26 protein-coding genes are annotated in these 23,558 nt (G+C 63.0%); 18 read left to right on the forward strand and 8 right to left on the reverse strand.

What is annotated here, in order from left to right; all coding sequences use genetic code 11:
* Positions 1-6 precede the first annotated feature (6 nt).
* The 12 genes from BZG29_RS04565 to BZG29_RS04620 all read left to right on the forward strand — a co-directional run bounded on the left by BZG29_RS04565 (position 7) and on the right by BZG29_RS04620 (position 11,992).
* Positions 7-345, forward strand: coding sequence for a P-II family nitrogen regulator (locus tag BZG29_RS04565; protein WP_010393464.1), 339 nt, complete (start codon positions 7-9; stop codon positions 343-345).
* 11 nt (positions 346-356) lie between these two features.
* Positions 357-1,883, forward strand: a complete 1,527-nt coding sequence (gene amt / locus BZG29_RS04570; protein ID WP_077399356.1) for an ammonium transporter — start codon at positions 357-359, stop codon at positions 1,881-1,883.
* 204 nt (positions 1,884-2,087) lie between these two features.
* A complete protein-coding gene (gene gshA / locus BZG29_RS04575; RefSeq protein ID WP_077399358.1) occupies positions 2,088-3,386 on the forward strand; it encodes a glutamate--cysteine ligase in 1,299 nt (432 codons plus the stop codon).
* A gap of 97 nt (positions 3,387-3,483) precedes the next feature.
* Positions 3,484-4,440, forward strand: a complete 957-nt coding sequence (gene gshB / locus BZG29_RS04580) for a glutathione synthase (RefSeq protein ID WP_077399360.1) — start codon at positions 3,484-3,486, stop codon at positions 4,438-4,440.
* A gap of 14 nt (positions 4,441-4,454) precedes the next feature.
* Positions 4,455-4,859: a PTS sugar transporter subunit IIA gene (locus tag BZG29_RS04585; protein WP_035824452.1), complete on the forward strand. Its 405-nt coding sequence runs from the start codon at positions 4,455-4,457 to the stop codon at positions 4,857-4,859.
* A 92-nt stretch (positions 4,860-4,951) separates the two neighbouring features.
* Positions 4,952-5,221 carry an HPr family phosphocarrier protein gene (locus BZG29_RS04590; protein ID WP_034749416.1) on the forward strand — a complete coding sequence of 90 codons (270 nt, stop codon included), beginning with the start codon at positions 4,952-4,954 and terminating at the stop codon, positions 5,219-5,221.
* Between the two features lie 44 nt (positions 5,222-5,265).
* Positions 5,266-7,008: a phosphoenolpyruvate--protein phosphotransferase gene (gene ptsP / locus BZG29_RS04595; RefSeq protein ID WP_077408955.1), complete on the forward strand. Its 1,743-nt coding sequence runs from the start codon at positions 5,266-5,268 to the stop codon at positions 7,006-7,008.
* Between the two features lie 166 nt (positions 7,009-7,174).
* Positions 7,175-8,341: a homoserine O-acetyltransferase gene (locus BZG29_RS04600; RefSeq protein WP_253192885.1), complete on the forward strand. Its 1,167-nt coding sequence runs from the start codon at positions 7,175-7,177 to the stop codon at positions 8,339-8,341.
* Positions 8,338-8,949 (forward strand): methionine biosynthesis protein MetW, encoded by a 612-nt coding sequence (gene metW / locus BZG29_RS04605; RefSeq protein WP_077399365.1) that lies wholly within the window; start codon positions 8,338-8,340, stop codon positions 8,947-8,949. The genes BZG29_RS04600 and metW overlap by 4 nt, the downstream gene beginning before the upstream one ends.
* Positions 8,949-10,208, forward strand: coding sequence for an AmpG family muropeptide MFS transporter (locus BZG29_RS04610; RefSeq protein ID WP_077399367.1), 1,260 nt, complete (start codon positions 8,949-8,951; stop codon positions 10,206-10,208). The genes metW and BZG29_RS04610 overlap by 1 nt, the downstream gene beginning before the upstream one ends.
* Complete coding sequence (locus BZG29_RS04615) at positions 10,189-11,091, forward strand: M48 family metallopeptidase (protein ID WP_077399370.1); 903 nt, start codon at positions 10,189-10,191, stop codon at positions 11,089-11,091. Before BZG29_RS04610 ends, BZG29_RS04615 begins: the two co-directional genes overlap by 20 nt.
* A gap of 1 nt (position 11,092) precedes the next feature.
* Positions 11,093-11,992 (forward strand): pseudouridine synthase, encoded by a 900-nt coding sequence (locus BZG29_RS04620; RefSeq protein ID WP_077399373.1) that lies wholly within the window; start codon positions 11,093-11,095, stop codon positions 11,990-11,992.
* Between the two features lie 6 nt (positions 11,993-11,998).
* Here BZG29_RS04620 and BZG29_RS04625 read toward each other — a convergent pair whose 3' ends face one another.
* Positions 11,999-12,775, reverse strand: coding sequence for an exodeoxyribonuclease III (locus tag BZG29_RS04625; protein WP_077399376.1), 777 nt, complete (start codon positions 12,773-12,775; stop codon positions 11,999-12,001).
* A 108-nt stretch (positions 12,776-12,883) separates the two neighbouring features.
* Here BZG29_RS04625 and pyrE point away from each other — a divergent pair, with 108 nt between their 5' ends.
* A complete protein-coding gene (pyrE, locus tag BZG29_RS04630) occupies positions 12,884-13,546 on the forward strand; it encodes an orotate phosphoribosyltransferase (protein ID WP_077399379.1) in 663 nt (220 codons plus the stop codon).
* On the opposite strand, the gene BZG29_RS04635 is transcribed toward pyrE, so the two are convergent.
* Positions 13,543-13,785, reverse strand: a complete 243-nt coding sequence (locus tag BZG29_RS04635; protein WP_171984940.1) for a GNAT family N-acetyltransferase — start codon at positions 13,783-13,785, stop codon at positions 13,543-13,545. The genes pyrE and BZG29_RS04635 overlap by 4 nt on opposite strands.
* A complete protein-coding gene (locus BZG29_RS04640; RefSeq protein WP_077399385.1) occupies positions 13,785-14,528 on the reverse strand; it encodes a sulfite exporter TauE/SafE family protein in 744 nt (247 codons plus the stop codon). Before BZG29_RS04640 ends, BZG29_RS04635 begins: the two co-directional genes overlap by 1 nt.
* Before the next feature lie 125 nt (positions 14,529-14,653).
* On the opposite strand from BZG29_RS04640, the gene BZG29_RS04645 reads away from it, so the two are divergent.
* From BZG29_RS04645 to BZG29_RS04665, 5 genes are all read left to right on the forward strand, one after another.
* On the forward strand, positions 14,654-15,547 hold the full coding sequence (locus tag BZG29_RS04645; protein ID WP_077399388.1) for a LysR substrate-binding domain-containing protein: 894 nt from the start codon (positions 14,654-14,656) through the stop codon (positions 15,545-15,547).
* A gap of 21 nt (positions 15,548-15,568) precedes the next feature.
* Positions 15,569-16,462 carry an alpha/beta fold hydrolase gene (locus BZG29_RS04650; RefSeq protein ID WP_077399390.1) on the forward strand — a complete coding sequence of 298 codons (894 nt, stop codon included), beginning with the start codon at positions 15,569-15,571 and terminating at the stop codon, positions 16,460-16,462.
* 73 nt (positions 16,463-16,535) lie between these two features.
* On the forward strand, positions 16,536-16,727 hold the full coding sequence (locus BZG29_RS04655) for a YqaE/Pmp3 family membrane protein (RefSeq protein ID WP_077399393.1): 192 nt from the start codon (positions 16,536-16,538) through the stop codon (positions 16,725-16,727).
* A gap of 65 nt (positions 16,728-16,792) precedes the next feature.
* Positions 16,793-17,257 carry a carboxypeptidase-like regulatory domain-containing protein gene (locus BZG29_RS04660; protein WP_077399396.1) on the forward strand — a complete coding sequence of 155 codons (465 nt, stop codon included), beginning with the start codon at positions 16,793-16,795 and terminating at the stop codon, positions 17,255-17,257.
* Positions 17,257-17,586: a hypothetical protein gene (locus BZG29_RS04665; RefSeq protein WP_077408956.1), complete on the forward strand. Its 330-nt coding sequence runs from the start codon at positions 17,257-17,259 to the stop codon at positions 17,584-17,586. The genes BZG29_RS04660 and BZG29_RS04665 overlap by 1 nt, the downstream gene beginning before the upstream one ends.
* A 6-nt stretch (positions 17,587-17,592) precedes the next feature.
* Here BZG29_RS04665 and BZG29_RS04670 read toward each other — a convergent pair whose 3' ends face one another.
* The 5 genes from BZG29_RS04670 to gatA form a co-directional block, all read right to left on the reverse strand.
* Positions 17,593-18,630 (reverse strand): oxidoreductase, encoded by a 1,038-nt coding sequence (locus BZG29_RS04670; protein WP_077399399.1) that lies wholly within the window; start codon positions 18,628-18,630, stop codon positions 17,593-17,595.
* Positions 18,631-18,724: 94 nt separating this feature from the next.
* The gene (locus BZG29_RS04675; RefSeq protein WP_077399402.1) at positions 18,725-19,972 is read right to left on the reverse strand and encodes a M56 family metallopeptidase; all 1,248 of its coding nucleotides are present in this window, start codon (positions 19,970-19,972) and stop codon (positions 18,725-18,727) included.
* Positions 19,969-20,352 (reverse strand): BlaI/MecI/CopY family transcriptional regulator, encoded by a 384-nt coding sequence (locus BZG29_RS04680; protein ID WP_077399405.1) that lies wholly within the window; start codon positions 20,350-20,352, stop codon positions 19,969-19,971. Before BZG29_RS04680 ends, BZG29_RS04675 begins: the two co-directional genes overlap by 4 nt.
* Positions 20,353-20,542: 190 nt before the next feature.
* The gene (gene gatB, locus BZG29_RS04685; protein WP_077399408.1) at positions 20,543-22,003 is read right to left on the reverse strand and encodes an Asp-tRNA(Asn)/Glu-tRNA(Gln) amidotransferase subunit GatB; all 1,461 of its coding nucleotides are present in this window, start codon (positions 22,001-22,003) and stop codon (positions 20,543-20,545) included.
* 52 nt (positions 22,004-22,055) lie between these two features.
* Positions 22,056-23,540: an Asp-tRNA(Asn)/Glu-tRNA(Gln) amidotransferase subunit GatA gene (gene gatA / locus BZG29_RS04690; RefSeq protein WP_077399411.1), complete on the reverse strand. Its 1,485-nt coding sequence runs from the start codon at positions 23,538-23,540 to the stop codon at positions 22,056-22,058.
* Positions 23,541-23,558: the final 18 nt, after the last annotated feature.

The raw sequence follows: 23,558 nt of genomic DNA on the forward strand, positions 1-23,558 counted from the left end.
ATAGCCATGAAAATGATTACTGCAATCATTAAACCGTTCAAACTGGACGAAGTACGCGAAGCTTTGTCGGCTATCAATGTGCAAGGCATTACGGTCACGGAAGTCAAGGGTTTCGGCCGCCAGAAAGGTCACACGGAACTCTACCGTGGCGCCGAGTATGTCGTTGATTTCTTGCCAAAAACCAAAATTGAAGCGGCCGTCGATGACGCCATTGTCGACCAGGCCATCGAAGCGATCGAAGGCGCCGCGCGTACCGGTAAAATCGGTGATGGCAAGATTTTCGTCTACAACCTGGAACAGGTCATCCGCATCCGTACCGGTGAAACCGGCAACGAAGCGCTCTAAGGGGAATATTGATGCATAAAAATATAACAAAATTGCTAGCCGGGATAGCCTGTCTGTGTGCGTTTGGCGTCGCCACGCCGAGCTTTGCCGATGCTCCCGTCAAGACGGAGGCGGCCACGACGTCGGCTGTCGCCGCCCCGGCCGTGACGCCCGTGCCTGACGCAGCAGCACCGGCTGCCGCCGCTCCGGCCCCGGCCGCCGCCGCGCCCGTTGCCAACAAGGGCGACACCAGTTTCATGATGATCAGCACCTTGCTGGTGATCTTGATGACGATCCCCGGTCTGGCCCTGTTCTACGGCGGCCTGGTGCGCTCGAAAAACATGCTGTCGGTGCTGATGCAGGTGTTCATGGTGTTCGCGCTGGTCATCGTGCTGTGGTGCATCTACGGTTACTCGATCGCTTTCACGGAAAAAACCGCCTTCTTCGGTGGCTTCGATCGTCTGTTCCTGAACGGCATCTGGGATCCGGCGAAGGGCACGTTTGCCGCCGCCGCCACCTTCAGCAAGGGCGTCGTCATTCCCGAGTTCGTCTTCGTCGCTTTCCAGGGCACATTTGCCGCCATCACCTGTGCGCTGATCGTCGGCGCCTTTGCCGAGCGCGCCAAGTTTGCCGCCGTGCTGGCCTTCGTCGTGCTGTGGTTCACGTTCGCCTACCTGCCGGCCGCCCACATGGTGTGGTTCTGGACCGGTCCTGACCTGATCACCAACGCCGCCACCTCGGCCAGCGAAGCCCTGAAGGCTGGCTGGATATGGCAAAAAGGCGCGCTGGACTTCGCCGGCGGCACCGTGGTGCACATCAACGCCGCTGTCGCCGGCCTGGTGGGCGCCATCATGATCGGCAAGCGCGTCGGCTACGGCCGCGAATCGATGGCACCGCACTCGCTGACGATGACCATGATCGGCGCGTCGCTGCTGTGGGTGGGCTGGTTCGGTTTCAATGCCGGTTCCTCGCTGGAAGCGGGCGACGTGGCGGCCCTGGCGTTCGTCAATACCTTGCTGGCAACGGCTGCCGCCACCCTGTCGTGGGTGTTTGGCGAATGGATTTCCAAGGGCAAACCTTCGATGCTCGGTGGCGCGTCCGGCGCCGTGGCCGGCCTGGTGGCGATCACCCCGGCGGCCGGTTTTGTCGGACCGATGGGCGGCCTCGTCATCGGCTTGCTGGCCGGTGTCGTCTGTCTGTGGGGCGTGAATGGCCTGAAACGCCTGATCGGCGCCGACGATTCGCTCGACGTGTTCGGCGTGCATGGCGTGGGCGGCATCCTGGGCGCCTTGCTGACGGGTGTGTTTGCTGCACCACAATTGGGCGGCCAGGGCATCTTCGACTATGTCACCAACAAGATGTCGGCGGATCCATACTCGATCGGCCACCAGGTCTGGGTGCAGGCGCAAGCGGTCGGCACCACCATCGTCTGGTCCGCCATCGTCTCCGTCATCGCCTATAAACTGGTCGACATCGTCATCGGCTTGCGCGTACCGGAAGAAGAAGAGCGCGAAGGCCTCGATATCACCAGCCACGGCGAGCAAGCATATCATGGTTAAATAGCAATTATCTGGCATGCCAGCGCCCCGGCGCGGCATGTCCTGCTGGAAAAGGCGCCTCATTGAGGTGCCTTTTTTTCGTTGTGGGAATGGAAAAGGTCTTTAAAACAAGGCTTTTGCCCCGATTTGGGGTACTTACACGGTAATATAGTCGGCAGTTCTGTGTGCTTTTTTGAATACTGCACATAATTTAAGGATGTAACTATGGTTCCCCATCTCGTCACGGCCCTGACCGGACCGCTGCTCGACCTCGAAAAAAAGATTCTGGCCGCGACGCCGGCCATTGAGCGCTGGTTTCGCATGGAGTGGCAAGAGCACACGCCGCCCTTCTATTGCTCGGTAGACTTGCGTAACGCGGGCTACAAGCTGGCGCCCGTCGATACCAATCTGTTCCCAGGCGGTTTCCACAATCTGGCGACGGAAATGCTGCCCTTGTCCGTGCAGGCGGCCATGGCCGCTATCGACAAGTATTGCCCGGATGCCCGCAACCTGCTGATCGTGCCGGAATTGCACAATACGACGCCGCAATACCTGCAGAACGTGGCGCGCCTGATGCAGATCTTCCGCCAGACGGGGCTGCACGTGCGCTTCGGCTCCTGGTCGCCCGACATCACCCAGCCGACACCCTTGGCGTTGCCAGATGGCAACATGCTCGTCATCGAGCCGCTCGTGCGCCTGAACAATGGCCGCCGCCTGGGCTTGAAGGATTTCGACCCGTGCACGATCTTGCTGAATAACGACTTGTCGGACGGCATCCCCGATATCTTGCAAAACATCCATGAACAAAGCTTGCTGCCGCCCTTGCATGCGGGCTGGGCCTTGCGCCGCAAGAGCAACCACTACACGGCTTACGATGAAGTGGTGAAAAAATTCGGCAAGATGATCGATGTCGACCCGTGGATGCTCAACCCCTTCCACGCCAAGTGCAGCGACGTCAACTTCCAGGAAGGCGAGGGCGAAGATGCGCTGGCCGCGAGCGTCGACGTGCTGCTGGCCAAGATCCGCAAGAAGTACAAGGAATACGGCATCAAGGAAAAGCCGTTCGTCATCGTCAAGCCCGATGCGGGCACGTATGGCACGGGCATCATGACGGTGCGCGACGCCAGCGAAGTGCGCGACCTGTCGCGCAAGCAGCGCGACAAGATGTCCATCGTCAAGGACGGCAAGGTTGTCACCGACGTCATCATCCAGGAAGGCGTGCCCACGTTTGAAAGCATCAAGGATGCCGTGGCCGAGCCGGTCGTCTACATGATCGACCGCTACGTGGTGGGCGGCTTCTACCGCGTGCACGCGGAAAAGGGCGTGGATCAGAACCTGAATGCGCCCGGCTCGCAGTACGTGCCGCTGGCATTTGCCCAGCAGCATGCCGTGCCGGACTTGAAGGCCAAACCGGGCACGGCCGCGCCGAACCGCTTCTATGTGTATGGCGTGGTGGCGCGCCTGGCCTTGCTGGCCGCGTCGCTGGAAATGGAGCGCACGGACCCGAATCCCGAGGTGTATTGATCCATCCCTGCGGCTTGCCGGGCGCGGTGACTACCGCGCCTGGCGATCTCGGCTAGAATCAAGCATTCCTTATCCAGGCTCCCCGATTGGACGCACCATGAAAATTGCATTCCTTGCCGACCCGCTGGCAGGCTTCAAGACTTACAAAGATTCCACCTTCGCCATGATGCGCGAGGCGGCCAAACGCGGCCACGCCGTGTACGCCTTCGAACAGAAGGACATGGCGCTGGAAGAGGGCATCGTCACGGCACGGGTACAGCATATCGAGCTGACGGGCGACGAACACGACTGGTACAAGGTCGTTTCCACCGAAGAAGTGCGCCTGTCGGCCCTGGACGCCATCATCGAGCGCAAGGACCCGCCGTTCGACATGGAGTACGTGTACGGCACGTATCTGCTGGAACTGGCGGAAAAGCAGGGCGCGCACGTCTTCAACAAGCCGTCCGCCATCCGAGACAACAATGAAAAGCTGGCCATTGCCCAGTTTTCCGAATTCACTTCGCCGACCCTGGTGACGTCGAACGAAGCGCGCCTGCGCGCCTTCCACGCCAAGCACCAGGACGTCATCTTCAAGCCGCTCGACGGCATGGGCGGCACGGGCATCTTCCGCGTCAAGGCCGACGGCCTGAACCTGGGCGCCATCATCGAGACCCTGAGCGAGAACGGCGCGCAGACCATCATGGCGCAGCGGTTTATTCCCGACATCGTCAAGGGCGACAAGCGCATCCTCGTCATCGGCGGCAAGCCGGTGCCGTTTTCGCTGGCGCGCATCCCGCAGGCGGGCGAAGTCCGCGGCAACCTGGCCGCCGGCGGCACGGGCGTGGCGCAACCCTTGACGGCGCGTGACCTGGAAATCGCAGAAAAGCTGGGCCCGATCCTGGCCGCGCGTGGCCTGATGCTGGTAGGATTGGACGTGATCGGCGACTATCTGACGGAAGTCAATGTCACCAGCCCGACTTGCTTCCAGGAAATCATGCAGCAGACGGGCTTTGACGTGGCGGCCATGTTTGTCGACGCCGTCGAGCATGGCGTTGCGCAAGCGCAGCAGCGCTAGAAGGTGAAATGACTATGGTAGGGATTTTGCTCATGACACATGCACCGCTGGGACAGGCTTTCATCGCCGCTTGCGCGCATGTGTTTCGGGGGCCAACGGAACGGTTTGAAGCCATCGACGTCGTCGCCGACCAGGACCTGGCGGAAGTGCAAAAGCTGGCGTCGGACGCCATCTGCCGCCTCGACGACGGCTCCGGCGTGCTGGTGATTACCGACGTGAAGGGCGGCACGCCGTCGAACTGCTGCAACAAGCTGGCCGATGCGGGGCGGGTGGAAGTCATCGCCGGCATCAGCCTGCCGATGCTGCTGCGCGCGATCACGTATCGCCGCGACACGCTCGACGTGGTGGTGGAAATGGCGCTGGCCGGTGCGCAAAGCGGTGCCGTGCGCGTGGATAACCGCATCCGCGTGGGAGAATAAGGAAGTACATGGCCGCCGCCCTGAAGGCGGCGGTTTTTATAGGCCAAGATTATCATCAGCGTAGTGCATTCAGGGATAGAGACCATACAAAAATGATTCAAAGAGAACTCGAAATCATCAACAAGCTGGGACTGCACGCACGCGCCTCCGCCAAATTTACCCAGCTCGCCGCCAAGTTCAAGAGCGACGTCTGGCTGACCCGCAACGCGCGCCGCATCAACGCCAAGTCCATCATGGGCGTGATGATGCTGGCCGCCGGCAAGGGCGCGAAAGTGACCCTGGAAGCCGAGGGCGATGATGAGCAGGCATGTGTCGATGCGCTCACCGCCCTGATTAATGACAGGTTTGGCGAAGGCGAGTAATGCCCGCCGAACGCAGCCGCAGCCGCATTCCGACAGGTCACCCCATGGCATCTTTCACGCTCCACGGCATCCCGGTCTCCCGCGGCATCGCCATTGGCCGCGCGCATCTGCTGGCGCCGGCCGCCCTTGACGTCAAACACTACCTGGTCGCCCAGGAACAGATCGAAGCGGAAGTCCAGCGTTTGCAAAACGCCATCGCTGCCGTCCACAAGGAACTGCAAACCCTGTGGAACGAGCTGCCGAAGGACGCCCCCACGGAACTGGGCGCGTTCATCGACGTGCATGCGCTGATCCTGTCGGACCCGATGATCGCCGAAGCGCCGCTCGACATCATCCGTTCGCGCCACTACAACGCCGAATGGGCGCTGTTGACGCAAATTGATGAATTGTCGGCGCAGTTCGACGAAATCGAAGACCCGTATTTGCGCGAACGCAAGGCCGACATCCAGCAAGTGGCCGAACGCGTGCTGAAGGTCTTGCTGGGCACGGAACAGCTGCTGCCGAAAGCGGCCGCCGACGATGAATTGCTGGCGCAGATGATCGTCGTCGCCCACGACATCTCTCCGGCCGACATGCTGCAGTTCCGCGACCGCTCCTTCATCGGCTTCATCACCGACGTGGGCGGCCAGAACTCGCACACGGCCATCGTCGCGCGCAGCCTGGATATCCCGGCCGCCGTCGGCATGTCGCAGGCGTCGATGCTGATCGAGCAGGACGACTGGCTGATCATCGACGGCGACGCGGGCGTGGTGATCGCCAACCCCAGTCCCCTGGTGCTGGAGCAGTACCGCGAGCGCCAGGTGGCCATGCAGCGCGCGCGCAAAAAGCTGGGCAAGCTGAAAAAGACGCCGGCCGTCACCAGGTGCGGCACTCCGATTACCCTGCTGGCGAATATCGAACTGCCCGAGGATTGCCCGTTCGCGCTGGAATCGGGCGCCAGCGGCGTGGGCCTGTTCCGCTCCGAATTCCTGTTCATGGGCCGGGCGCACAAGATCCCCACCGAGGACGAGCAGTTCGAGGCTTACCGCAACACGGTGCAATCGATGAAAGGGCGCGTGGTGACCATCCGCACGCTCGACATCGGCGCCGACAAGCCGCTCGACCAGTCCGACCATACGGCCTTGAATCCCGCCCTGGGCTTGCGCGCCATCCGCTACTGCCTGGCCGAGCCGCAGCTGTTCCTGACGCAGCTGCGCGCGATCCTGCGCGCCTCCGCCTTCGGCAAGGTGCGCATCCTGATTCCCATGCTGGCGCATGCGTTCGAGATCGACCAGTCGCTGGCCATGATCGCGCAAGCGAAGGCCAGCCTGCGCGAGGACGGCGTCAAGTTCGACGACGAGGTCGAAGTGGGCGCCATGATCGAGATTCCTGCCGCCGCGCTGGCCCTGCCCATGTTCGTCAAGCGCATGGACTTCCTGTCGATCGGCACGAATGACCTGATCCAGTACACCCTGGCCATCGACCGCGTCGACTATGAAGTGGCGCATTTGTACAATCCGCTGCACCCGGCCGTGCTGCAACTGATCTCCATGACGATCGCCGCCGGCCACAAGGCGGGCATCGACGTGGCAGTCTGCGGCGAGATGGCGGGCGACGTGAAGCTCACGCGCTTGCTGCTGGGCATGGGACTGCGCGAATTTTCCATGCATCCGGCGCAACTGTTGGCGGTCAAGCAAGAGATACTCAACAGCGATCTTGGCCTGATTGCGCCACAAATGCGCAAAATTATGCGTTCCATGGAACCAAATGTGATCGCGGAAGCCGTACAACAGTTGCAGCTCATGTAAACTGTCACCTTAAGCATCAGGACACCTCGCGCGCGGCAAGAGGTGCCCTGATGCTAAAGTTGCAGCACCTATCATCGCGGTGCTGCATCGACCATGGCCCGTGGGGCCGCCCTCCTTTTATAAACCGACACACATGTCATCCATTGGAATTGTTTCGCCGCAAACCATGTATTTTGCGCAACCCTTGCAGCTGCAAAGCGGAGCATCGCTGCAAGACTATATGCTGATGTATGAAACCTACGGCACCCTGAACGCCGACAAATCGAACGCGGTGCTGGTCTGCCACGCCCTGAACGCCTCGCACCACGTGGCCGGCGTGTATGCGGACGAGCCGAAAAGCACGGGTTGGTGGGACAATATGGTGGGACCGGGCAAGCCGCTCGACACCGACAAATTCTTCGTCATCGGCGTCAACAACCTGGGTTCCTGCTTCGGTTCGACCGGCCCCATGCACACCAATCCCGCCACCGGCAAGCCGTACGGCGCCTCTTTCCCCGTCGTCACGGTGGAAGACTGGGTCAGCGCGCAGGCGCGCCTGGCCGATGAACTGGGCATCACGCAGTTCGCCGCCGTGATGGGCGGTTCGCTGGGCGGCATGCAGGCGCTGGCGTGGAGCATCATGTTCCCCGAGCGGCTGCGCCACTGCGTGGTGATCGCCTCGACGGCCAAGCTGTCGGCGCAAAACATCGCCTTCAATGACGTGGCGCGCCAGGCCATCCTGTCCGACCCCGATTATCATGGCGGCGACTTCTATGCCCACGGCGTGGTGCCGAAGAACGGCTTGCGCGTGGCGCGCATGGTGGGCCATATCACCTATCTGTCGAATGACGACATGGCCGAGAAATTCGGCCGCAAGCTGCGCGATGCGGCGCAGACGGGCGACTACAAGTTCGGCTTCGGCATCGATTTCGAGATCGAATCGTATCTGCGTTATCAGGGTGATAAGTTCTCCGAGTACTTCGACGCGAACACCTATCTGCTCATTACCAAGGCGCTCGACTACTTCGACCCGGCGCGCGCGCATGGCGGCGACCTGGCCAAGGCCCTGTCGGGCACCAAGGCCAAGTTCTTCCTCGCCTCGTTTTCCACCGACTGGCGCTTCTCGCCCGAGCGCAGCCGGGAAATCGTCGAAGCGCTCGTCTGCAACCGCCGCCAGGTCACGTATGCGGAAATCGATGCGCCGCACGGCCACGACGCCTTCCTGCTGGAAGATGCGCGCTACATGAACATGGTGCGCGCCTATTATGGCCAGGTATGGAACGATATCGGCGCGGGTGCGCCCGCCGCAGTAAAGAACACCGCCGTCCGCCAGGGCGCCAAGGAGACCGCATGACTTTTGATGAATTGAGCGCGCTGCGCCCCGACCTGGCCTTCATCGCCCACTGGGTGCCGAAGAACGCGCATGTGCTGGACGTGGGCTGCGGCGAAGGCGTGATGCTGCAGTACCTGCAAAGCGACAAGGAGTGCAGCGGCTATGGCATCGAGATCGCCGACGACAAGGTATTGGCCAGTACCTTGCGCGGCGTCAATGTGATCCAGCAGGACATGGAAAAGGGCCTGGCCGTCTTTGGCGACAACAGTTTCGATACGGTGTTGTGCCTGTCGTCGCTGCAGATGATGAAGCAGGTCGAGCCGCTGCTGCGCGACATCGTGCGCGTGGGCGCCGAGGCCATCGTCTCGTTTCCCAACTTCGCCTACTGGCCGCACCGCGTGGCATTGCTGAAAGGCCGGATGCCCGTGTCGAAATCGCTGCCCTACCAGTGGTACGACACGCCCAACGTGCGCTGCGCTACGATCAATGACTTCCGCGAACTGGCCGAGGAATGCGGCCTGGAAGTGATCGAATGCGTGGCCCTGGCCGAAGGCAAGATGGTCTCCGTGCTGCCGAACCTGCGCGGCGACCTGGCTGTTTTCCGCCTGCGTAAAAAAGCGATGCATTGATGAGCACAAGCCCGGCGCCAGGCTGGCGTTCCTATGCCAATGGCCGCATGCTGGCCGTGCTGGTGCTGGGCTTCAGTTCCGGCCTGCCCCTGTTCATCCTGCTGTACCTGCTGCAGGCATGGCTGGCCAAGTCGGGCCTGAACGTCAAGGCGCTGGGGCTGTTCGCCCTGGTGCAGTTCCCGTATATCTGGAAATTCCTGTGGGCGCCCCTGATGGACCGCTACCGCATCCTGGGACTGGGCCGCCGGCGCGGCTGGATGGCGCTCACGCAAGTGGCGCTGTTCTTTTCCATCGGCGGCATGGGCATGCTCGATCCGCTCACGCAGATCGGCTTGATCGCCGCCGCTGCCGGCGGCGTGGCCTTTTTGTCGGCCAGCCAGGACATCGTCATCGACGCCTACCGGCGCGAAATCCTCAGCGATAACGAGCAGGGCCTGGGCGCCGCCGTCATCGTCAACGCGTATAAAGTGGCGGGCATGGTGCCGGGCGCGCTGTCGCTGATCCTGGCCGACCGCATGCCGTGGCAGCCCGTCTTCTGGATCACGGCCGCCTTCATGCTGCCGGGTCTCGTGTGCACTTTGCTGATCAAGGAACCCACCGTGTACGGCTCGCCGCCGAAGACCATGCGCGAAGCGATCATCTTGCCATTCCAGGAGTTCATCGCGCGCGATGGTTGGCGTAACGCAATGTGGATACTCGCTTTCGTATTACTCTATAAAATCGGCGACAGCATGGCCACGGCGCTGGCGACGAAGTTTTATCTCGACCTGGGGTTTTCCATGACGCAGATCGGCCTGGCCGCCAATACCACAGGTTTCTGGGCCAGCCTGGCCGGCGGCGTGGTGGGCGGCGTGTGGATGCTCAAGCTGGGCATCAACCGGGGCCTGTGGGTATTCGGCGCGCTGCAGGCGATCGCGATTCTGGGATTTGCCTGGCTGGCGCAGGTGGGGCCGAACACCATGCTATTGAGCGCCGTGATCGGTTTTGAAGCTTTCGCCAGCCTGGGCCTGGGTGCGGCCGCCTTTGTCGCGTTCCTGTCGCGCACCACGGATCCGCGCTATACGGCCACGCAATATGCCTTGTTTTCCAGCCTGAGTGCCGTGCCGCGCACCCTGATCAATGCCTCGGTGGGCTTTCTGGTCGCGGAATTGGGCTGGTTCTCGTTTTTCATCGTGTGCTTCTTCCTGGCCTTCCCGGCCATGATGATGCTGCCTAAAATCGCTCCATGGAGGTCTGCCAATGGCACCAATATCCCTTAAACGTTACACCGTCCTGGCCAGCCTGTGCGCGGTCACGGCACTGGCACCCCTGTCCGTCTACGCCCAGCAGGCGACGGTACAGGATGGCATCAAGGTGCGTCCCTTGTCGACGTCGCGCATCTTTGCCGGCGGCACCGATTTCAATGCGGAATCGAAGCAGCAATATACGCAGCTGGTCAACGAAGCGAAGGAAAAAAATGCACTGGTGCCGGACAGCGATCCGCAAGTGAAACGCCTGCGCGCCATCGCCCAGCGCATCATCCCGTTCGCCACGCGCTGGAACGACGCGGCGGCCAACTGGAACTGGCAGATCAACCTGCTCAACTCGGACGAGGTCAACGCCTTTTGCATGCCGGGCGGGCAGATCGCTTTTTACAGCGGCATCATCACCAAGCTGAACCTGACCGACGATGAAGTGGCCGTCGTCATGGGCCATGAAATTTCGCACGCCTTGCGCGAACACTCGCAAGCGCAGGCTGGCAAGGGCAACCTGGCCGCCGTCGGCTCGAAGCTGGTGGGCGCCGGCCTGTCGGCCTGGCTCGGCGTCGACCCGAATCTGACCAGCACCGCCACGAACATGGCTGCCAAGGGCGTGATGCTGAAGTTCTCGCGCGACGATGAACGCGAAGCGGACCTGATCGGCATGGACCTGGCCGCGCGCGCCGGTTTCGACCCGCGCGCCGGCGTCGTGCTGTGGCAGAAGATGGCGGCCGTGAGCGCGGGTGCGCCGCCGGAATTCCTCTCGACTCACCCGTCGGGCAAGGACCGCATCTCGCAGATGAACAGCCACATGGCGCAAGTGCTGCCGTTGTATGCGCGCAGCAAGGGCGTCAGCGTGGATGCGTTGCCGCCATACCGCAGCAACGCCATCGCGCAGCGCTAGGATGTCCAGCCGTCACCTTGCCGCACCCCTGCCCATGCGCGACGGCGTGGCGCCCAGCTACCTGTGGCTGCCGGAAGGGCAGTGGCCCGACATGCTGTCGTTTCTGCTCGAGCGCTATCCGCAGATCAGCGCCGCGCAATGGCGGGACCGCATGGCGCGTGGCGAAGTGGTGAACGGCGATGGCGCCGTGCTGGCGCCCGACAGCGCATACCGGCGCGGCATGCGCATTTTTTACTACCGCGAGCTGGAACGCGAAACGCCGATCCCGTTCCAGGAAGAGATCCTGTTCCAGGACGACCACCTGGTGGTCGTCGACAAGCCGCACTTTTTACCCATGACGCCGGCCGGGCGCTTCGTGCAAGAGACCCTGCTGACGCGCCTGAAGAAAACCCTGGACTGGGCCGACCTGACGCCGATCCACCGCCTCGACCGCGAGACGGCTGGCGTGGTGATTTTTTCGCGCCAGATCGCCAGTCGCGGCGCCTATCAATCGCTGTTCCAGCGCCGCGAAGTGCGCAAGACCTACGAGGCGCTGGCGCCGCGTCTGGATGGCCGCGATTTTCCATTTACCTACCGCAGCCGCATGGTCGAGGGCGAGCAGTTTTTCCTCATGCGCGAGGAAGCGGGCGCGCCGAACTCGGAAACCGTCATCGACGTGATCGAGGAGCGCGGCGACGTGAGCCTGTACCGGCTGCAGCCGCACACGGGCCGCAAGCATCAATTGCGCGTGCACCTTGCATCGCTGGGTATCCCCATCGTCAACGACGCGTTTTATCCGGTGGCCCTGCCGTGCAAGGAGGACGACATGTCGCAGCCCTTGCAGCTGCTGGCGCGCGCGATCGATTTTACGGACCCTTTGAGCGGCGCGCCGCGCCATTTTGAAAGCCGGCGCAGCCTGTAGCGGTGCTTACGCCTTGAGCGTGTAGTCGATGATCAGCGGCGCGTGGTCGGAGAAGCGCTCGTCCTTGTAGACGCTGACCGTATGCGCCTGGGCCGCGATGCCGGGCGTGGCGACGTGGTAGTCGATGCGCCAGCCCACGTTTTTCGCGTAGGCTTGTCCGCGGTTGCTCCACCACGTGTACTGGTCTTCGCGCTTGTCCAGGCCGCGGTGCACGTCGACAAAGCCCACTTCGTCGAAGACGCGCGTCAGCCATGCGCGTTCTTCCGGCAGGAAGCCGGAATTCTTCTTGTTGCCCTTCCAGTTTTTCAGGTCGATTTCATGGTGGGCGATGTTCCAGTCGCCGCAGATAACCACTTCGCGGCCCAGCGCCTTCAATTCCAGTAAATGCGGCAGGAACAGTTCCATGAAGCGGAACTTGGCTTCCTGGCGTTCCGGGCCGGACGAACCGGACGGGCAATACACGGAAATGACGGACAGGTTGCCAAAATCACAGCGCACATAGCGGCCTTCGGCGTCGAATTCGGGGCTGCCGAAGCCGATATGCACGGCGTCCGGTTCGACCTTGCTGTACACGCCCGTACCGGAATAGCCTTTTTTCTCGGCGTAGTGGAAATGGCCATGGTAGCCGTGCGGGTTGAGGAATTCCGGCGTCATGTCGGGCAGTTGCGCCTTCAATTCCTGCACGCAGATGAAATCGGCCGTCTGCGTGCCCATCCAGTTGAAAAAGCCTTTTTTGGCGGCGGAACGGATGCCGTTCAGGTTGGCGGAGATAATTTTTGGCATAGGTCTAGAGTGAAAGGGCGCTGGACGGGGCCGGCGGGCGCGGCATGGCGATTGTCTCGCCGCTGCGCGCGGATTAAAATACAGGCACTTTTAAAAAATGAGGCTAATGTGAATAATTTACGCCAGCAGTTTATCGCGTTTTCAGTATCCAAGGGAGTCTTGCGGTTTGGCGAGTTCACCACCAAGGCCGGGCGCCAGTCGCCGTACTTCTTCAATGCGGGCCTGTTCCATGACGGCGCCACCCTGGCCGAACTGGCGCAGTTCTACGCGCAGACTCTGCTCGATTCGGGCGTGGAATTCGACATGCTGTTCGGCCCCGCCTACAAGGGCATCACCCTGGCGTCGGCCACCGCCGTGGCGCTGGCCGGCAAGGGCCGCAACACCTCGTTCGCCTTCAACCGCAAGGAAGCCAAGGACCATGGCGAAGGCGGCACCATCGTCGGCGCCAAATTGCATGGCAAAGTCGTCATCATTGACGATGTGATCTCGGCCGGTACCTCGGTGCGTGAATCGGTGGACATGATCCGCGCCGCCGGCGCCGAGCCATGCGCCGTGCTGATCGCCCTGGACCGCATGGAGCGTTCGGGCCCGGATGGCCAGCTGTCGCCAAGTTCGGCCGTGCAGGAAGTGTCGAAACAGTATGGCATCCCCGTCATCTCGATCGGCAACCTGGACGACTTGTTCGGCTATCTGAATGGCGCTGGCGCCGATCCGGAACTGCTCCAATATAAGGATGCCGTTTCCGCGTACCGCACGCGCTACGGTATTTAAGTCGTCTTTTCCAGCAGCGCCCGCAGCCGCGGGTCGCTGCAGGCGGCGCCAGCCTGCGGATGGCATTGCAGCAGATGGCGCAGCAGCGCGCCGCCGATGCCGCGCCGCCGGAATGGCGGTTTCACGAACAGCATGTTCACCGTCACCCCGTCTGCGCACTTGCTGATGTCGAGCATGGCCACCTGCTGGCCGTCGATCCACGCGCACAGCGCGCTGTCCCCTTGCCAGTCTATCTGCATCACGCCAGCCATGGCTTGAGCGCCGCATGCAGGCCCAGGGCAAACAGCCCGGCAAAAAAACACCGTTTGAATACCTGCTGCGCGATGCGTCCGCGCAGCCATTGACCGGCCAGCATGCCGGCCAGCGCCGGCAGCAGCGCATACGCCGATGCGCCGGCCGCACCGAGGCTGAAGTCGCCGTGCAGGGCCAGGCTGGCCGCCAGCGCCACGGTCGATGCCGTAAACGCCAGGCCAAGCGCCTGCACCAGCGCATCGCGCGCCAGTCCCAGTCCCTGCAGATACGGCACGGCGGGAATCACGAACACGCCCGTGGCGGCCGTCACCAGCCCTGTCGCCGCTCCCGCCATGGGCCCCAGCCACGCTTCGTGCCGCGTCGGCACGCGTAGCTGCAGCGAGAACAGGCCGGCCAGCGCATACAGCATCAGCGCCACGCCCAGCGCGACGACGGCCCAGGCGCCGCCATCCTTCGGCAGCAGGGCGCCGCCCGCCACGGTGCCGGCCATGACGGCCGTCAGCATGGGCCATAAGCGGCGCAGCAGGGCGCGCAGGCCCGGGCCGGCCGCCAGCTGCCAGACATTCGTCACCATCGACGGCACGATCAGCAGGGCTGCCGCCTGCACGGGCGGCATGACGAGGCTGAGCGTGCCCATGGCCACCGTCGGCAAGCCCAATCCGACTACGCCTTTGACGAAGCCAGCGACGAGGAAGCTGGCACCGACGGCCAGCAGGTATGACGTCTCCATTTTTTCATCCCACAGTGATTTTGCGTGGATTCTGCGCGCGCTGGGCGGTTTCGCCAAGGTGGATTATTTTGAGTCAGCCTTAGTAAAATACGAAGGCTGATAAGATGGTGAAAAGGAGAGCCGCCATGCGCTTTGATCTGGTCGATTTGCAGCTGTTCGTCAACGTGGTGGAAGCGGGCAGCCTGACGGCGGGCGCCGCGCGCAGCCATCTGGCGCTGGCCTCGAGCAGTGCGCGCGTGCGCGGCATGGAAGAGATGCTGGGCATGCCCTTGCTGCTGCGCGGGCGGCGCGGCGTGGAGCCGACCCCCGTGGGCCAGACCTTGTTGCATCACGCGCGCCTGGTGCTGCTGCAAATGGAGAAAATGCGCGGCGAGCTCGGTGAATTTGCGCGGGGCTTGAAAGGGCAGTTGCGGCTGCTGTGCAATACGGCGGCGCTCAGCGAATTTTTGCCCGAAGCGCTGGGCGCTTTTCTCGACCGTCATCCGAACCTGACCATCGACCTGGAAGAGCGCCTCAGTTACGATATCGTCAAGGCCGTCTCGGAAGGGCTGGCCGACATGGGCATCGTGTCCGATTCGGTCGACATGCGCGGCTTGCAGACGTTTTTGTTTCGCCCCGACCGCCTGGTGGTCATCGCGGCGGCCGACGGCGTGCACCACCGCGCGCTGGGCCGGGATGGTGTCGTCGCGTTCTCCACGCTGCTGGATCACGATTTCATCGGCCTGGCCGACGACAGCGCGATGCAGCAGTACCTGGGCATGCATGCGGCGCGCCTGGGGCGCCCGTTGAGGGTGCGCGTGCGCCTGCGCAGTTTTGATGCCGTCTGCCGCATGGTGGCCAGCGGCGTGGGCATCAGTGTGGTGCCGTTGGCGGCGGCCAGCCGCTGCCAGCAGACGATGGCGCTGCGCTGCCTGGAATTATCCGATCCCTGGTCGGTACGCAATCTGACGATTTGCGTGCGCCAGTTCAGTGAATTACCCCTGTATGCGCGCCAGTTGATCGATCACCTGAAGGCGTGACAGGGCATGACAGGAGCAGCGATGCGTTTTTCAGAAGACAAGATGGCCAGCCTGCGGTGCAGCGACCAGGTCGAGCGGCCCATCCACATCTGGCAGCCGCCAGGGCCACAACAGCCACGTGCCGTGATCCTGGCGATCCACGGCGGCATGGCGCATGCGGGCGATTACGTCACACCGGCGCTGTACTTCCGCCAGCACGGCATCGCCACCGTCAGCTTCGACATGGTGGGCCACGATGGTCAGGGCAAGGTCGATATTCCGTCGTTCGAGGCTTTCCTCGACGACGAAGAGCTGTTCCTCGCCTGGGTCAAGCAGGCGTATCCAGGCGTGCCGGTTTTCGTCATGGGCCACTCCATGGGTGGCCTGATCGCCACGCATCTGGGCCTGCGGCGCTTTGCGGACGACCCGGCCATCAAGGGTTTTGTCATCTCATCGCCGTATTACGTGAATGCGATTCCCGTGCCGAAGGTGCTGCAAATGCTGTCCGGCTGGCTGGCGCAGCGCTTCCCCACGATGAAGGTACCGCTGGGAAATCTGACCATGCTGCTCACGCACGACCAGACTATCACTGCCCGCCATTTCCAGGATGAACGCGACGGCATCCGCGCCAGTGCTGCATCGGTACGCTTCGCCCATGCCTTGACGTCGGCGCAAAAGGAATTGGCGGGCGGCTTGGCGGGCTGGGCCTTCCCCTTGTTCGCCGTGGTGGCGGGCGACGACAAGCTGGCCGACAGCCGCGCCACGGAAAGCATGCTGCGCAGCGTGCCCGATGGCTTGCTCGACTATCACTACTATCCGGCCAATTATCACGAGAATTTCAATGAAGTGAACCGCGACGTGATCTTCGCCGCCATCCTGGCGTGGATGGAAAAACAACTGGCACCCGCGCCGCGTGAGGCGCAGGTATCGTTATAATCAGGTCAATGGATTTTACCGCCGCATGCCGGCCCGGTCCCCGCGGCGCAGGGGAATACTGAAGGAACGAACGATGCGCTTGCTGATTGCCCTGATATTCCCGTGGCTGACCTTTTTCACGATCGGCCGTCCGATCGCCGGCATCATTTGCCTGATCCTGCAAATCACCTTGATCGGCTGGCTGCCAGCGACGATCTGGGCCGTGTATGCACTGAGCCAGTTCAAGACGGACCAGAAGATTGCCGAGGCCATGCGCCGGCGTTGATGGTTTCCTAAGTCCTGCCTAAGCTGCGCTTCCTATCTTGATTCAACCGACACGAGGAGAGTGAGATGGCATCAAACAGACGCGGTACCCTGGGCTTGGCGGCGGCAATGCTGGCCGCCGGGCTGTTGCTGGGAAGTGCGGCGCAGGCGCAAACGGATAACGCGCTGCCGCCCGTGCAGAAGAGCGGGGCGGTGGAATACCTGAGCGGCGGCATCGGCCTCGACGAGTCGACGGCCATCAAGAGCGCCAGCCGGCATTGGCCCCTGAGCCTGGCGTTTTCCGTGCAGGCGGCAGGCAAGGCGGAATTTGCCTCCGACGTGAAGCTGCAGATAAGCGATGGCAAGGGCACGCAGGTGCTGGAAACGACGGCCAGCGGACCGTTCCTGCTGGCAAAACTGCCGCCGGGCAGCTACAGCTTGCGCGCCACCCTGGCCGGCAAGACGCTGGAACGCAAGGTGCAGGTCAAGGCGGGCAGCTCCGCGCGCGTGGAGCTGGTCTGGCCGGCGGGAACGAACCAGGGCCGGCCTTGATGCCGGGCGACGGCAAGGCACCCGAGCGGGGCGTGCCGGCGCGCGGTTTGTCTGCCCATATCCTGCCCACGTCGGCGACGATGGTCGGCGTATGCATGACGGTACTGTCGATCGGCCACCTGGCGCCGCGCGGCGAGGTGCGGGTGGCCATCGACAAGCTGCTGGCCGTCGATGCCATCGTCTTTCTCGTCAGCGCCGTGCTTTCGTTCATGTCGCTGCGCCCTGGCCAGCCGCGCTTGCGCTACGAATGGTGGGGCGAACTGCTGTTCATTTGCGGCCTGGCCCTGCTGGCGCTGGGGGCCGTGGTGCTGGCCTTCGTCATTAATTAACCTTGATCAGCTGACCTTGAGTACGCGCCCTTCGGTGGCGCTTTGCAGCGCCAGTTCGATCAGGCGTATCGTCGCCGCCGCGTCTTCCGCCGCCACGGGCGCCGGTGCGCCGTGGCGGATGGCGTCGGCCATGCCCTGGTAAAAGTCCTGGTAGCGACCCGCTTGCATCTCGAGGTGTTCGAAATGGCCGTCCGGCTGCGTGCCCAGGTGCAGGGCGCCGCGCACGGGATCCACGCCCCAGCCGGGTTGGCCCGGCCTGCCGCCTGCCTTCAGGGCGTCTTCCTGCGGGTCGAGGCCAAACTTCACGAAACTGCCTTTGTCGCCATGCACGGCGAAGCGCGCTGTCGGCGCCTTCACCAGGCAACCCGCTTGCAGCACCACGCGCAGCCGGTCGTAGTACAGCACAAGGTGCATATAATCTACAGCCTGTGCGCCGTCGCGCTGCAGGACGATATCGGCATACAGCTTTTCCGGCTGGCCGAACAGCTGCATGGCCTGGTCCAGCATGTGCGGACCCAGGTCGTACAGCAAACCGCCGCCCGGTGCGCCAGACTCGCGCCAGCGCTGGCGGATCTCGGGACGGAAACGGTCGAAATGCGATTCGACGCTGGTGATGCGCCCCAGGGTACCCTGCGCCAGCAGCGTTTTGAGGGTCAGGAAGTCGCCATCCCAGCGCCGGTTGTGATACACGCTGAGCACCAGCTTGCGCTCTTTGGCCAGCGCGATCAGGCTCTGTGCTTCAACGCTGGAAATGGTAAAGGGCTTGTCGACCACCACGTGCTTGCCCGCCTGCAGGGCCGCTTGCGCCAGGCCGAAATGCGCTTCATTGGGCGCGGCGATGACGACCAGTTCGATGGACGGATCGGCAAACAGCTGCGCGGGCTCGGCATACACGGTCGCGTGCGGCCAATCTTTGTGCACGAGCTCCGGCTTGCTGGAAGCGACGGCCGTCAGTTCCAGGGCCTCGATGGCGGACAGGACGGGAGCATGGAAGGTGGAGCCGGCGAAGCCGTAGCCGACCAGGCCGGTTTTGATCTTGTTCATGGCGTGTTCACAGGTGCGTGGAAGAATCCATGATCATACCCGGAAGCGGGCGGCGGCAGCGCTGCTGCGATGTTACAACGCCGCCGCCGCTGCTTTAGTTCAGGCTCCAGACGTATTGCACCTTGACGCTGGCGCTGACCGGCTTGCCGCCAGCGAGGGCCGGCTTGAATGTGCACTTGGCGATGCCGCTGCGCGCCGCCTCGTCGAGGGCCGGATGGCCGCTGCTTTTGACCACGCTCGAACCCGTTACCTTGCCGGTGGCATTCACGTCGAAGGACATGTTGACTGTGCCCTCTTCCTTTGCCTGCAGCGATGCGGCTGGCCAGACCGGCTTGCCGCAGACGCCAAAGTCGATGACGGGGCGGCGTTCCAGTACGGGCGCGCTGTCGGCGGCCACGGCCTGGCCGTAGATGCCGAGGCAGGCGCCGGCCAGGGCCAGCAGCGGTATGGCCGCTTTCCAGTTCAGGGTTTGTGGTGCGGGGCGCAGCAATCGTGTGATACGTGACATAAGATCTCCTCCGTTGGCCGCCTGGGCCAGGTGGTGGGTTGAGAACTGGAGACGCTCCAGTTCCGAGAGTGCAAGAGCCAGACGCCGCGGTTCGCCCAGTTGTCTTGCTGCGAAATCATCTGCAATGTGTTCGCGTTCGAGGCGCACGCCGCGTGAAATCCACCAGACGGCCGGGTGGAAGAACAGCAGCGCCTCGATGGCGTTTTGCAGCAGGTTGATCAGATAGTCGTGGCGCCGGATATGCGCCAGTTCGTGTACCAGTAGCGCGTCGAGCAGGTGCGGCGGCATGCCGGTGACTAGCGAGGCGGGCACCAGCACCATGGGTCGCCAGATGCCGGCCGTGAGCGGGCTGGCGATGCCGTCGAGCACGCGCAGCCGCACGGGCCGCGTCACGCCGGCATCCTGGGCCATGCGCGACAGCCTTGTCTGCAGTTGTCCAGGCGTGGCGCCGGTGTTCCTGGCGCTGCGCTCTATCCACAGCATGCCCAGCGCCATGCGCACGGCCAGCACGGCGGCGCACAGCGCCCACACGCCGACGATGGCGCGCAGCAGCAAGTCCAGGTCGGGCAGGCTGTCTGGCGCCAGCAGGGCGGTCGGCAGCAAGGCGCTGGAGTACCGGGCACCCGTGGCATCGCCGCCGGCCAGGCGCAGACACAAGCCCGCCGCCGGCCATGCCAGGCAGGCCAGCAGGGCGCCGCAACCGACGGCGTAGCGCGCCTCCGGACGCGCATTGCGCAGGGCCGCCCACGCCAGCGCCGTGGCGCAGCCGATCAGCAGGCCTTGCCACAGGAAGTGCAGCAGGGTCCAGCCTAGCGCCGGCACGAAGCCGCTCATGACTGATCGTCCTTGAGCATTTTTTCGATTTCTTCGCGTTCGGCGCGCGACACGCCCGTGCGCAGCGCCGCCAGCACCAGCGCCTTGGCCGAACCGGCAAAGGCTTTCTGCATCAATTCCTTGAGCAAATTCGTCTGCAGGCTGTCCTGCGCCTGGGCCGGCGCATACACGTGCGAGCGTTGGCTTTCGTCGCGGATCAGCAAGCCCTTGGTGTGCATGATCTGCATCAGGCGCAACACGGTGCCATACGTGATGGCCGGCTTGGCCAGCGCCATCGCCTCGTGCACCTGCTTGGCCGTGGCGGCGCCCAGCGGCCACAGTGCCTGCAGCAGATCGAGTTCGGCTGCCGTCGGTTTCGGGATGTCGTGCGTCTTGGCCATGCGGTTTTCCTCTTGCCTGAAATTCAATATGGCTAGATTAAACCTTGTAGACAAAAATGTATACTTTAATTTTCAGTGGCGTATAAACGCCTTTCAGACGTGACATAAAACGTAGACAAGCTTGTTTATAAGGAGATCCGACAGGCAAAAAAAAAGACGCCGCAGCGTCTTTTTTTGGGATGGGGGAGAGTTACCCCGCCAGCTTGGCCTTCAGCAGTTCCGTCAGCTGGGCCGGGTTGGCCTTGCCCTTGGACGCTTTCATGGCCTGGCCGATCAGCGCGTTAATTGCCGCTTCTTTGCCGGCGCGGTACTGCTCTACCGACTTGGCGTTCGCCGCCAGTACTTCATCGACGATGGCTTCCAGGGCGCCCGAGTCCGAGATCTGCTTCAGGCCTTTGGCGTCGATGATGGTGTCGACCAGATTTTCGTCGTCTGACTTCGCTTCCCACATGCCGGCGAAGACTTCCTTGGCCGCCTTGTTCGAGATCGTGCCGTCGGCGATGCGCTTGAGCATGGCGGCCAGCTGCGCGGCGGAGACGGGGGCGTCGTCCAGGTCCACGCCTTCGCGGTTCAGGGTCGACGATACGTCGCCCATCAGCCAGTTGGCGGCGGCCTTGGCGTTTTCCTTGCCGGCCTTGTCGACCACGGCGACAAAATAGGTGGCCATGGCTTTCGATTGCGTCAGCACCAGCGCGTCGTATTCCGGCAGCGCGTACTCGCTGATGAACCGGGCGCGCATGGCGGCCGGTAGTTCCGGCATCGAGGCCTTGACCGTGTCGATCCACGCTTGCGAGATGACCAGCGGCGGCAGGTCCGGGTCCGGGAAGTAGCGGTAATCCTGTGCGTCTTCCTTGCTGCGCATTTCGCGCGTTTCCTTGCGGTCCGGATCGTACAGGCGCGTCGCTTGCACGACCTTGCCGCCGTCTTCGATCAGTTCGATCTGGCGGCGCACTTCGACGTGCACGGCTTCTTCGATGAAGCGGAAGGAATTCAGGTTCTTGATTTCGCAGCGGGTGCCGAATTCTTTCTGGCCGACGGGGCGCACGGAGACGTTGACGTCGCAGCGGAACGAGCCTTCCTGCATGTTGCCGTCGCAAACGCCCAGCCACATGACCAGCGAGTGCAGGGCCTTGGCGTAGGCCACGGCTTCGGCGGCGCTGCGGATTTCCGGTTCCGAGACGATTTCCAGCAGCGGCGTGCCGGCGCGGTTCAAGTCGATGCCGCTCATGCCAGCATAGTCTTCATGCAGCGATTTGCCCGCGTCTTCTTCCAGGTGGGCGCGCGTCAGGTTCACCGTCTTGGTGACGAATTCGCCATCCTTTTCATAGCCGAAGGTCAGGGCGCCGCCGATGACGACGGGGTCTTCGAACTGGCTGATCTGGTAACCCTTCGGTGAATCCGGATAAAAATAGTTTTTGCGCGCGAAGACCGAGTGCGGCGCGACGGTGGCGCCGACGGCCAGGCCGAAGCGGATGGCGCGGTCGACAGCCTGCTTGTTCATGACTGGCAGCACGCCTGGCAGTGCCAGGTCGACGGGGCTCGCTTGCGTATTGGCTTCGGCGCCGTACTTGATCGGCGAACCGCTGAAAATTTTGGATTCGGTCGTGAGCTGCACGTGGTTCTCAAGACCGATGACGACTTCCCATTGCATAGTGTTCTCGCTTATTTTTTGGTGGCGCCGCCCGGGCGGCGCAAATTTTTTCTTAAATGCCGGCAGGGCTGCGCGTATGCCAGTCCGTCACTTGCTGGAACTGGTGGGCGATATTGAGCAGCTTGGCTTCGCCAAAATAATTGCCGATGATTTGCAGGCCGACGGGGCGCTTGGCGTTCTTCTCGCCCTCGCCGAAACCACACGGTATCGACATGCCGGGCAGGCCGGCCAGGCTGGTCGACAGGGTGTAGATGTCGGCCAGGTAGTTCGCCACCGGGTCGTCCGTCTTGTCGCCCAGGTCCCAGGCGACAGTCGGCGCAACGGGGCCCATGATGACGTCGCAGACGGCGTTCGGGCCATTTAATACGGCATCGAAATCCTGTGCGATCAGGCGGCGGATCTTTTGCGCCTTCAGGTAGTAGGCGTCGTAGTAGCCGTGGCACAGCACGTAGGTGCCAACCATGATGCGGCGCTGCACCTCCGGGCCGAAGCCCTGGGCGCGCGACTTTTTGTACATGTCCTGCAAGTCCTTGTACTCGGTAGCGCGGTGGCCGTAGCGCACGCCGTCGTAGCGCGACAGGTTCGACGACGCTTCGGCCGGCGCGATCATGTAGTAGGCGGGAATCGACAGGGCGGTGTTCGGCAGCGAGATGTCGACCAGGGTGGCGCCCAGTTTTTCATATTGCGCCAGTGCGCCGCGCACCGCTGCTTCCACGTCCTTGGCCAGGCCCTCGCCGAAGTACTCGCGCGGCACGCCGATGCGCAAGCCTGTCAATGGCTGGCCCAGTTCACGCGAAAAATCTTCGGCCACGCCGCCCTGTTCCGGCGACAGGCTGGTCGAGTCGCGTTCGTCGAAGCCGGCCATGGCGGTGAGCAGCAGGGCGCAGTCTTCGGCCGAGCGGGCCATCGGGCCGCCCTGGTCCAGCGACGAGGCGAAGGCGATCATGCCGAAGCGCGAGACGCGGCCGTACGTCGGCTTGATGCCGGTGATGCCGCAAAACGCGGCCGGCTGGCGGATCGAGCCGCCCGTGTCGGTGCCGGTGGCGGCAGGCGTCAGCCCAGCCGCCACGGCGGCGGCCGAGCCGCCGGACGAGCCGCCCGGCACTGCCGTCTTGTCCCACGGATTCTGCACGGCGCCGAAGGCCGAGTTTTCATTGCCGGAACCCATGGCGAATTCATCGCAATTGACCTTGCCAAGGGTGACCATGCCGGCGGCCTGGAATTTCTCCACCACAGTGGCGTCAAACGGGCTGGCGTAGTCGGCCAGCATTTTCGAGCCGGCCGTCGTGCGCCAGCCCTTCGTGACGAACAGGTCCTTGTGGGCGATCGGCACGCCCGTCAAGGGCGTGGCCGTGCCGGCGGCAATGCGCGCATCCGCTTCGGCAGCTTGCGCCAGGGTCAGGGCACGGTCGACGTGCAGGAAGGCGTTCGAGCTGTCCGCTTCGATGCGGTCGAGGAAATGCGTCGCCAGTGCAACGGCGGAAATTTCCTTGTTCTGCAAAAGCGTGGACAGCTGTTTGATGGATTTTGTATGCATGGCGTTTCTATTTTGATA

This window comes from Janthinobacterium sp. LM6 (genome assembly GCF_002002885.1).
GTDB lineage: Bacteria > Pseudomonadota > Gammaproteobacteria > Burkholderiales > Burkholderiaceae_D > Janthinobacterium > Janthinobacterium kumbetense.

What these genes read in the sequence shown, in the direction of transcription:
- BZG29_RS04565 (WP_010393464.1), top strand. Translation starts at nt 7, where the DNA reads ATGAAAATGATTACTGCAATCATTAAACCGTTCAAACTGGACGAAGTA.
- amt (WP_077399356.1), top strand. Translation starts at nt 357, where the DNA reads ATGCATAAAAATATAACAAAATTGCTAGCCGGGATAGCCTGTCTGTGT.
- gshA (WP_077399358.1), top strand. Translation starts at nt 2,088, where the DNA reads ATGGTTCCCCATCTCGTCACGGCCCTGACCGGACCGCTGCTCGACCTC.
- gshB (WP_077399360.1), top strand. Translation starts at nt 3,484, where the DNA reads ATGAAAATTGCATTCCTTGCCGACCCGCTGGCAGGCTTCAAGACTTAC.
- BZG29_RS04585 (WP_035824452.1), top strand. Translation starts at nt 4,455, where the DNA reads ATGGTAGGGATTTTGCTCATGACACATGCACCGCTGGGACAGGCTTTC.
- BZG29_RS04590 (WP_034749416.1), top strand. Translation starts at nt 4,952, where the DNA reads ATGATTCAAAGAGAACTCGAAATCATCAACAAGCTGGGACTGCACGCA.
- ptsP (WP_077408955.1), top strand. Translation starts at nt 5,266, where the DNA reads ATGGCATCTTTCACGCTCCACGGCATCCCGGTCTCCCGCGGCATCGCC.
- BZG29_RS04600 (WP_253192885.1), top strand. Translation starts at nt 7,175, where the DNA reads ATGTATTTTGCGCAACCCTTGCAGCTGCAAAGCGGAGCATCGCTGCAA.
- metW (WP_077399365.1), top strand. Translation starts at nt 8,338, where the DNA reads ATGACTTTTGATGAATTGAGCGCGCTGCGCCCCGACCTGGCCTTCATC.
- BZG29_RS04610 (WP_077399367.1), top strand. Translation starts at nt 8,949, where the DNA reads ATGAGCACAAGCCCGGCGCCAGGCTGGCGTTCCTATGCCAATGGCCGC.
- BZG29_RS04615 (WP_077399370.1), top strand. Translation starts at nt 10,189, where the DNA reads ATGGCACCAATATCCCTTAAACGTTACACCGTCCTGGCCAGCCTGTGC.
- BZG29_RS04620 (WP_077399373.1), top strand. Translation starts at nt 11,093, where the DNA reads ATGTCCAGCCGTCACCTTGCCGCACCCCTGCCCATGCGCGACGGCGTG.
- BZG29_RS04625 (WP_077399376.1), bottom strand. Translation starts at nt 12,775, where the DNA reads ATGCCAAAAATTATCTCCGCCAACCTGAACGGCATCCGTTCCGCCGCC.
- BZG29_RS04635 (WP_171984940.1), bottom strand. Translation starts at nt 13,785, where the DNA reads ATGCAGATAGACTGGCAAGGGGACAGCGCGCTGTGCGCGTGGATCGAC.
- BZG29_RS04640 (WP_077399385.1), bottom strand. Translation starts at nt 14,528, where the DNA reads ATGGAGACGTCATACCTGCTGGCCGTCGGTGCCAGCTTCCTCGTCGCT.
- BZG29_RS04645 (WP_077399388.1), top strand. Translation starts at nt 14,654, where the DNA reads ATGCGCTTTGATCTGGTCGATTTGCAGCTGTTCGTCAACGTGGTGGAA.
- BZG29_RS04650 (WP_077399390.1), top strand. Translation starts at nt 15,569, where the DNA reads ATGCGTTTTTCAGAAGACAAGATGGCCAGCCTGCGGTGCAGCGACCAG.
- BZG29_RS04655 (WP_077399393.1), top strand. Translation starts at nt 16,536, where the DNA reads ATGCGCTTGCTGATTGCCCTGATATTCCCGTGGCTGACCTTTTTCACG.
- BZG29_RS04660 (WP_077399396.1), top strand. Translation starts at nt 16,793, where the DNA reads ATGGCATCAAACAGACGCGGTACCCTGGGCTTGGCGGCGGCAATGCTG.
- BZG29_RS04665 (WP_077408956.1), top strand. Translation starts at nt 17,257, where the DNA reads ATGCCGGGCGACGGCAAGGCACCCGAGCGGGGCGTGCCGGCGCGCGGT.
- BZG29_RS04670 (WP_077399399.1), bottom strand. Translation starts at nt 18,630, where the DNA reads ATGAACAAGATCAAAACCGGCCTGGTCGGCTACGGCTTCGCCGGCTCC.
- BZG29_RS04675 (WP_077399402.1), bottom strand. Translation starts at nt 19,972, where the DNA reads ATGAGCGGCTTCGTGCCGGCGCTAGGCTGGACCCTGCTGCACTTCCTG.
- BZG29_RS04680 (WP_077399405.1), bottom strand. Translation starts at nt 20,352, where the DNA reads ATGGCCAAGACGCACGACATCCCGAAACCGACGGCAGCCGAACTCGAT.
- gatB (WP_077399408.1), bottom strand. Translation starts at nt 22,003, where the DNA reads ATGCAATGGGAAGTCGTCATCGGTCTTGAGAACCACGTGCAGCTCACG.
- gatA (WP_077399411.1), bottom strand. Translation starts at nt 23,540, where the DNA reads ATGCATACAAAATCCATCAAACAGCTGTCCACGCTTTTGCAGAACAAG.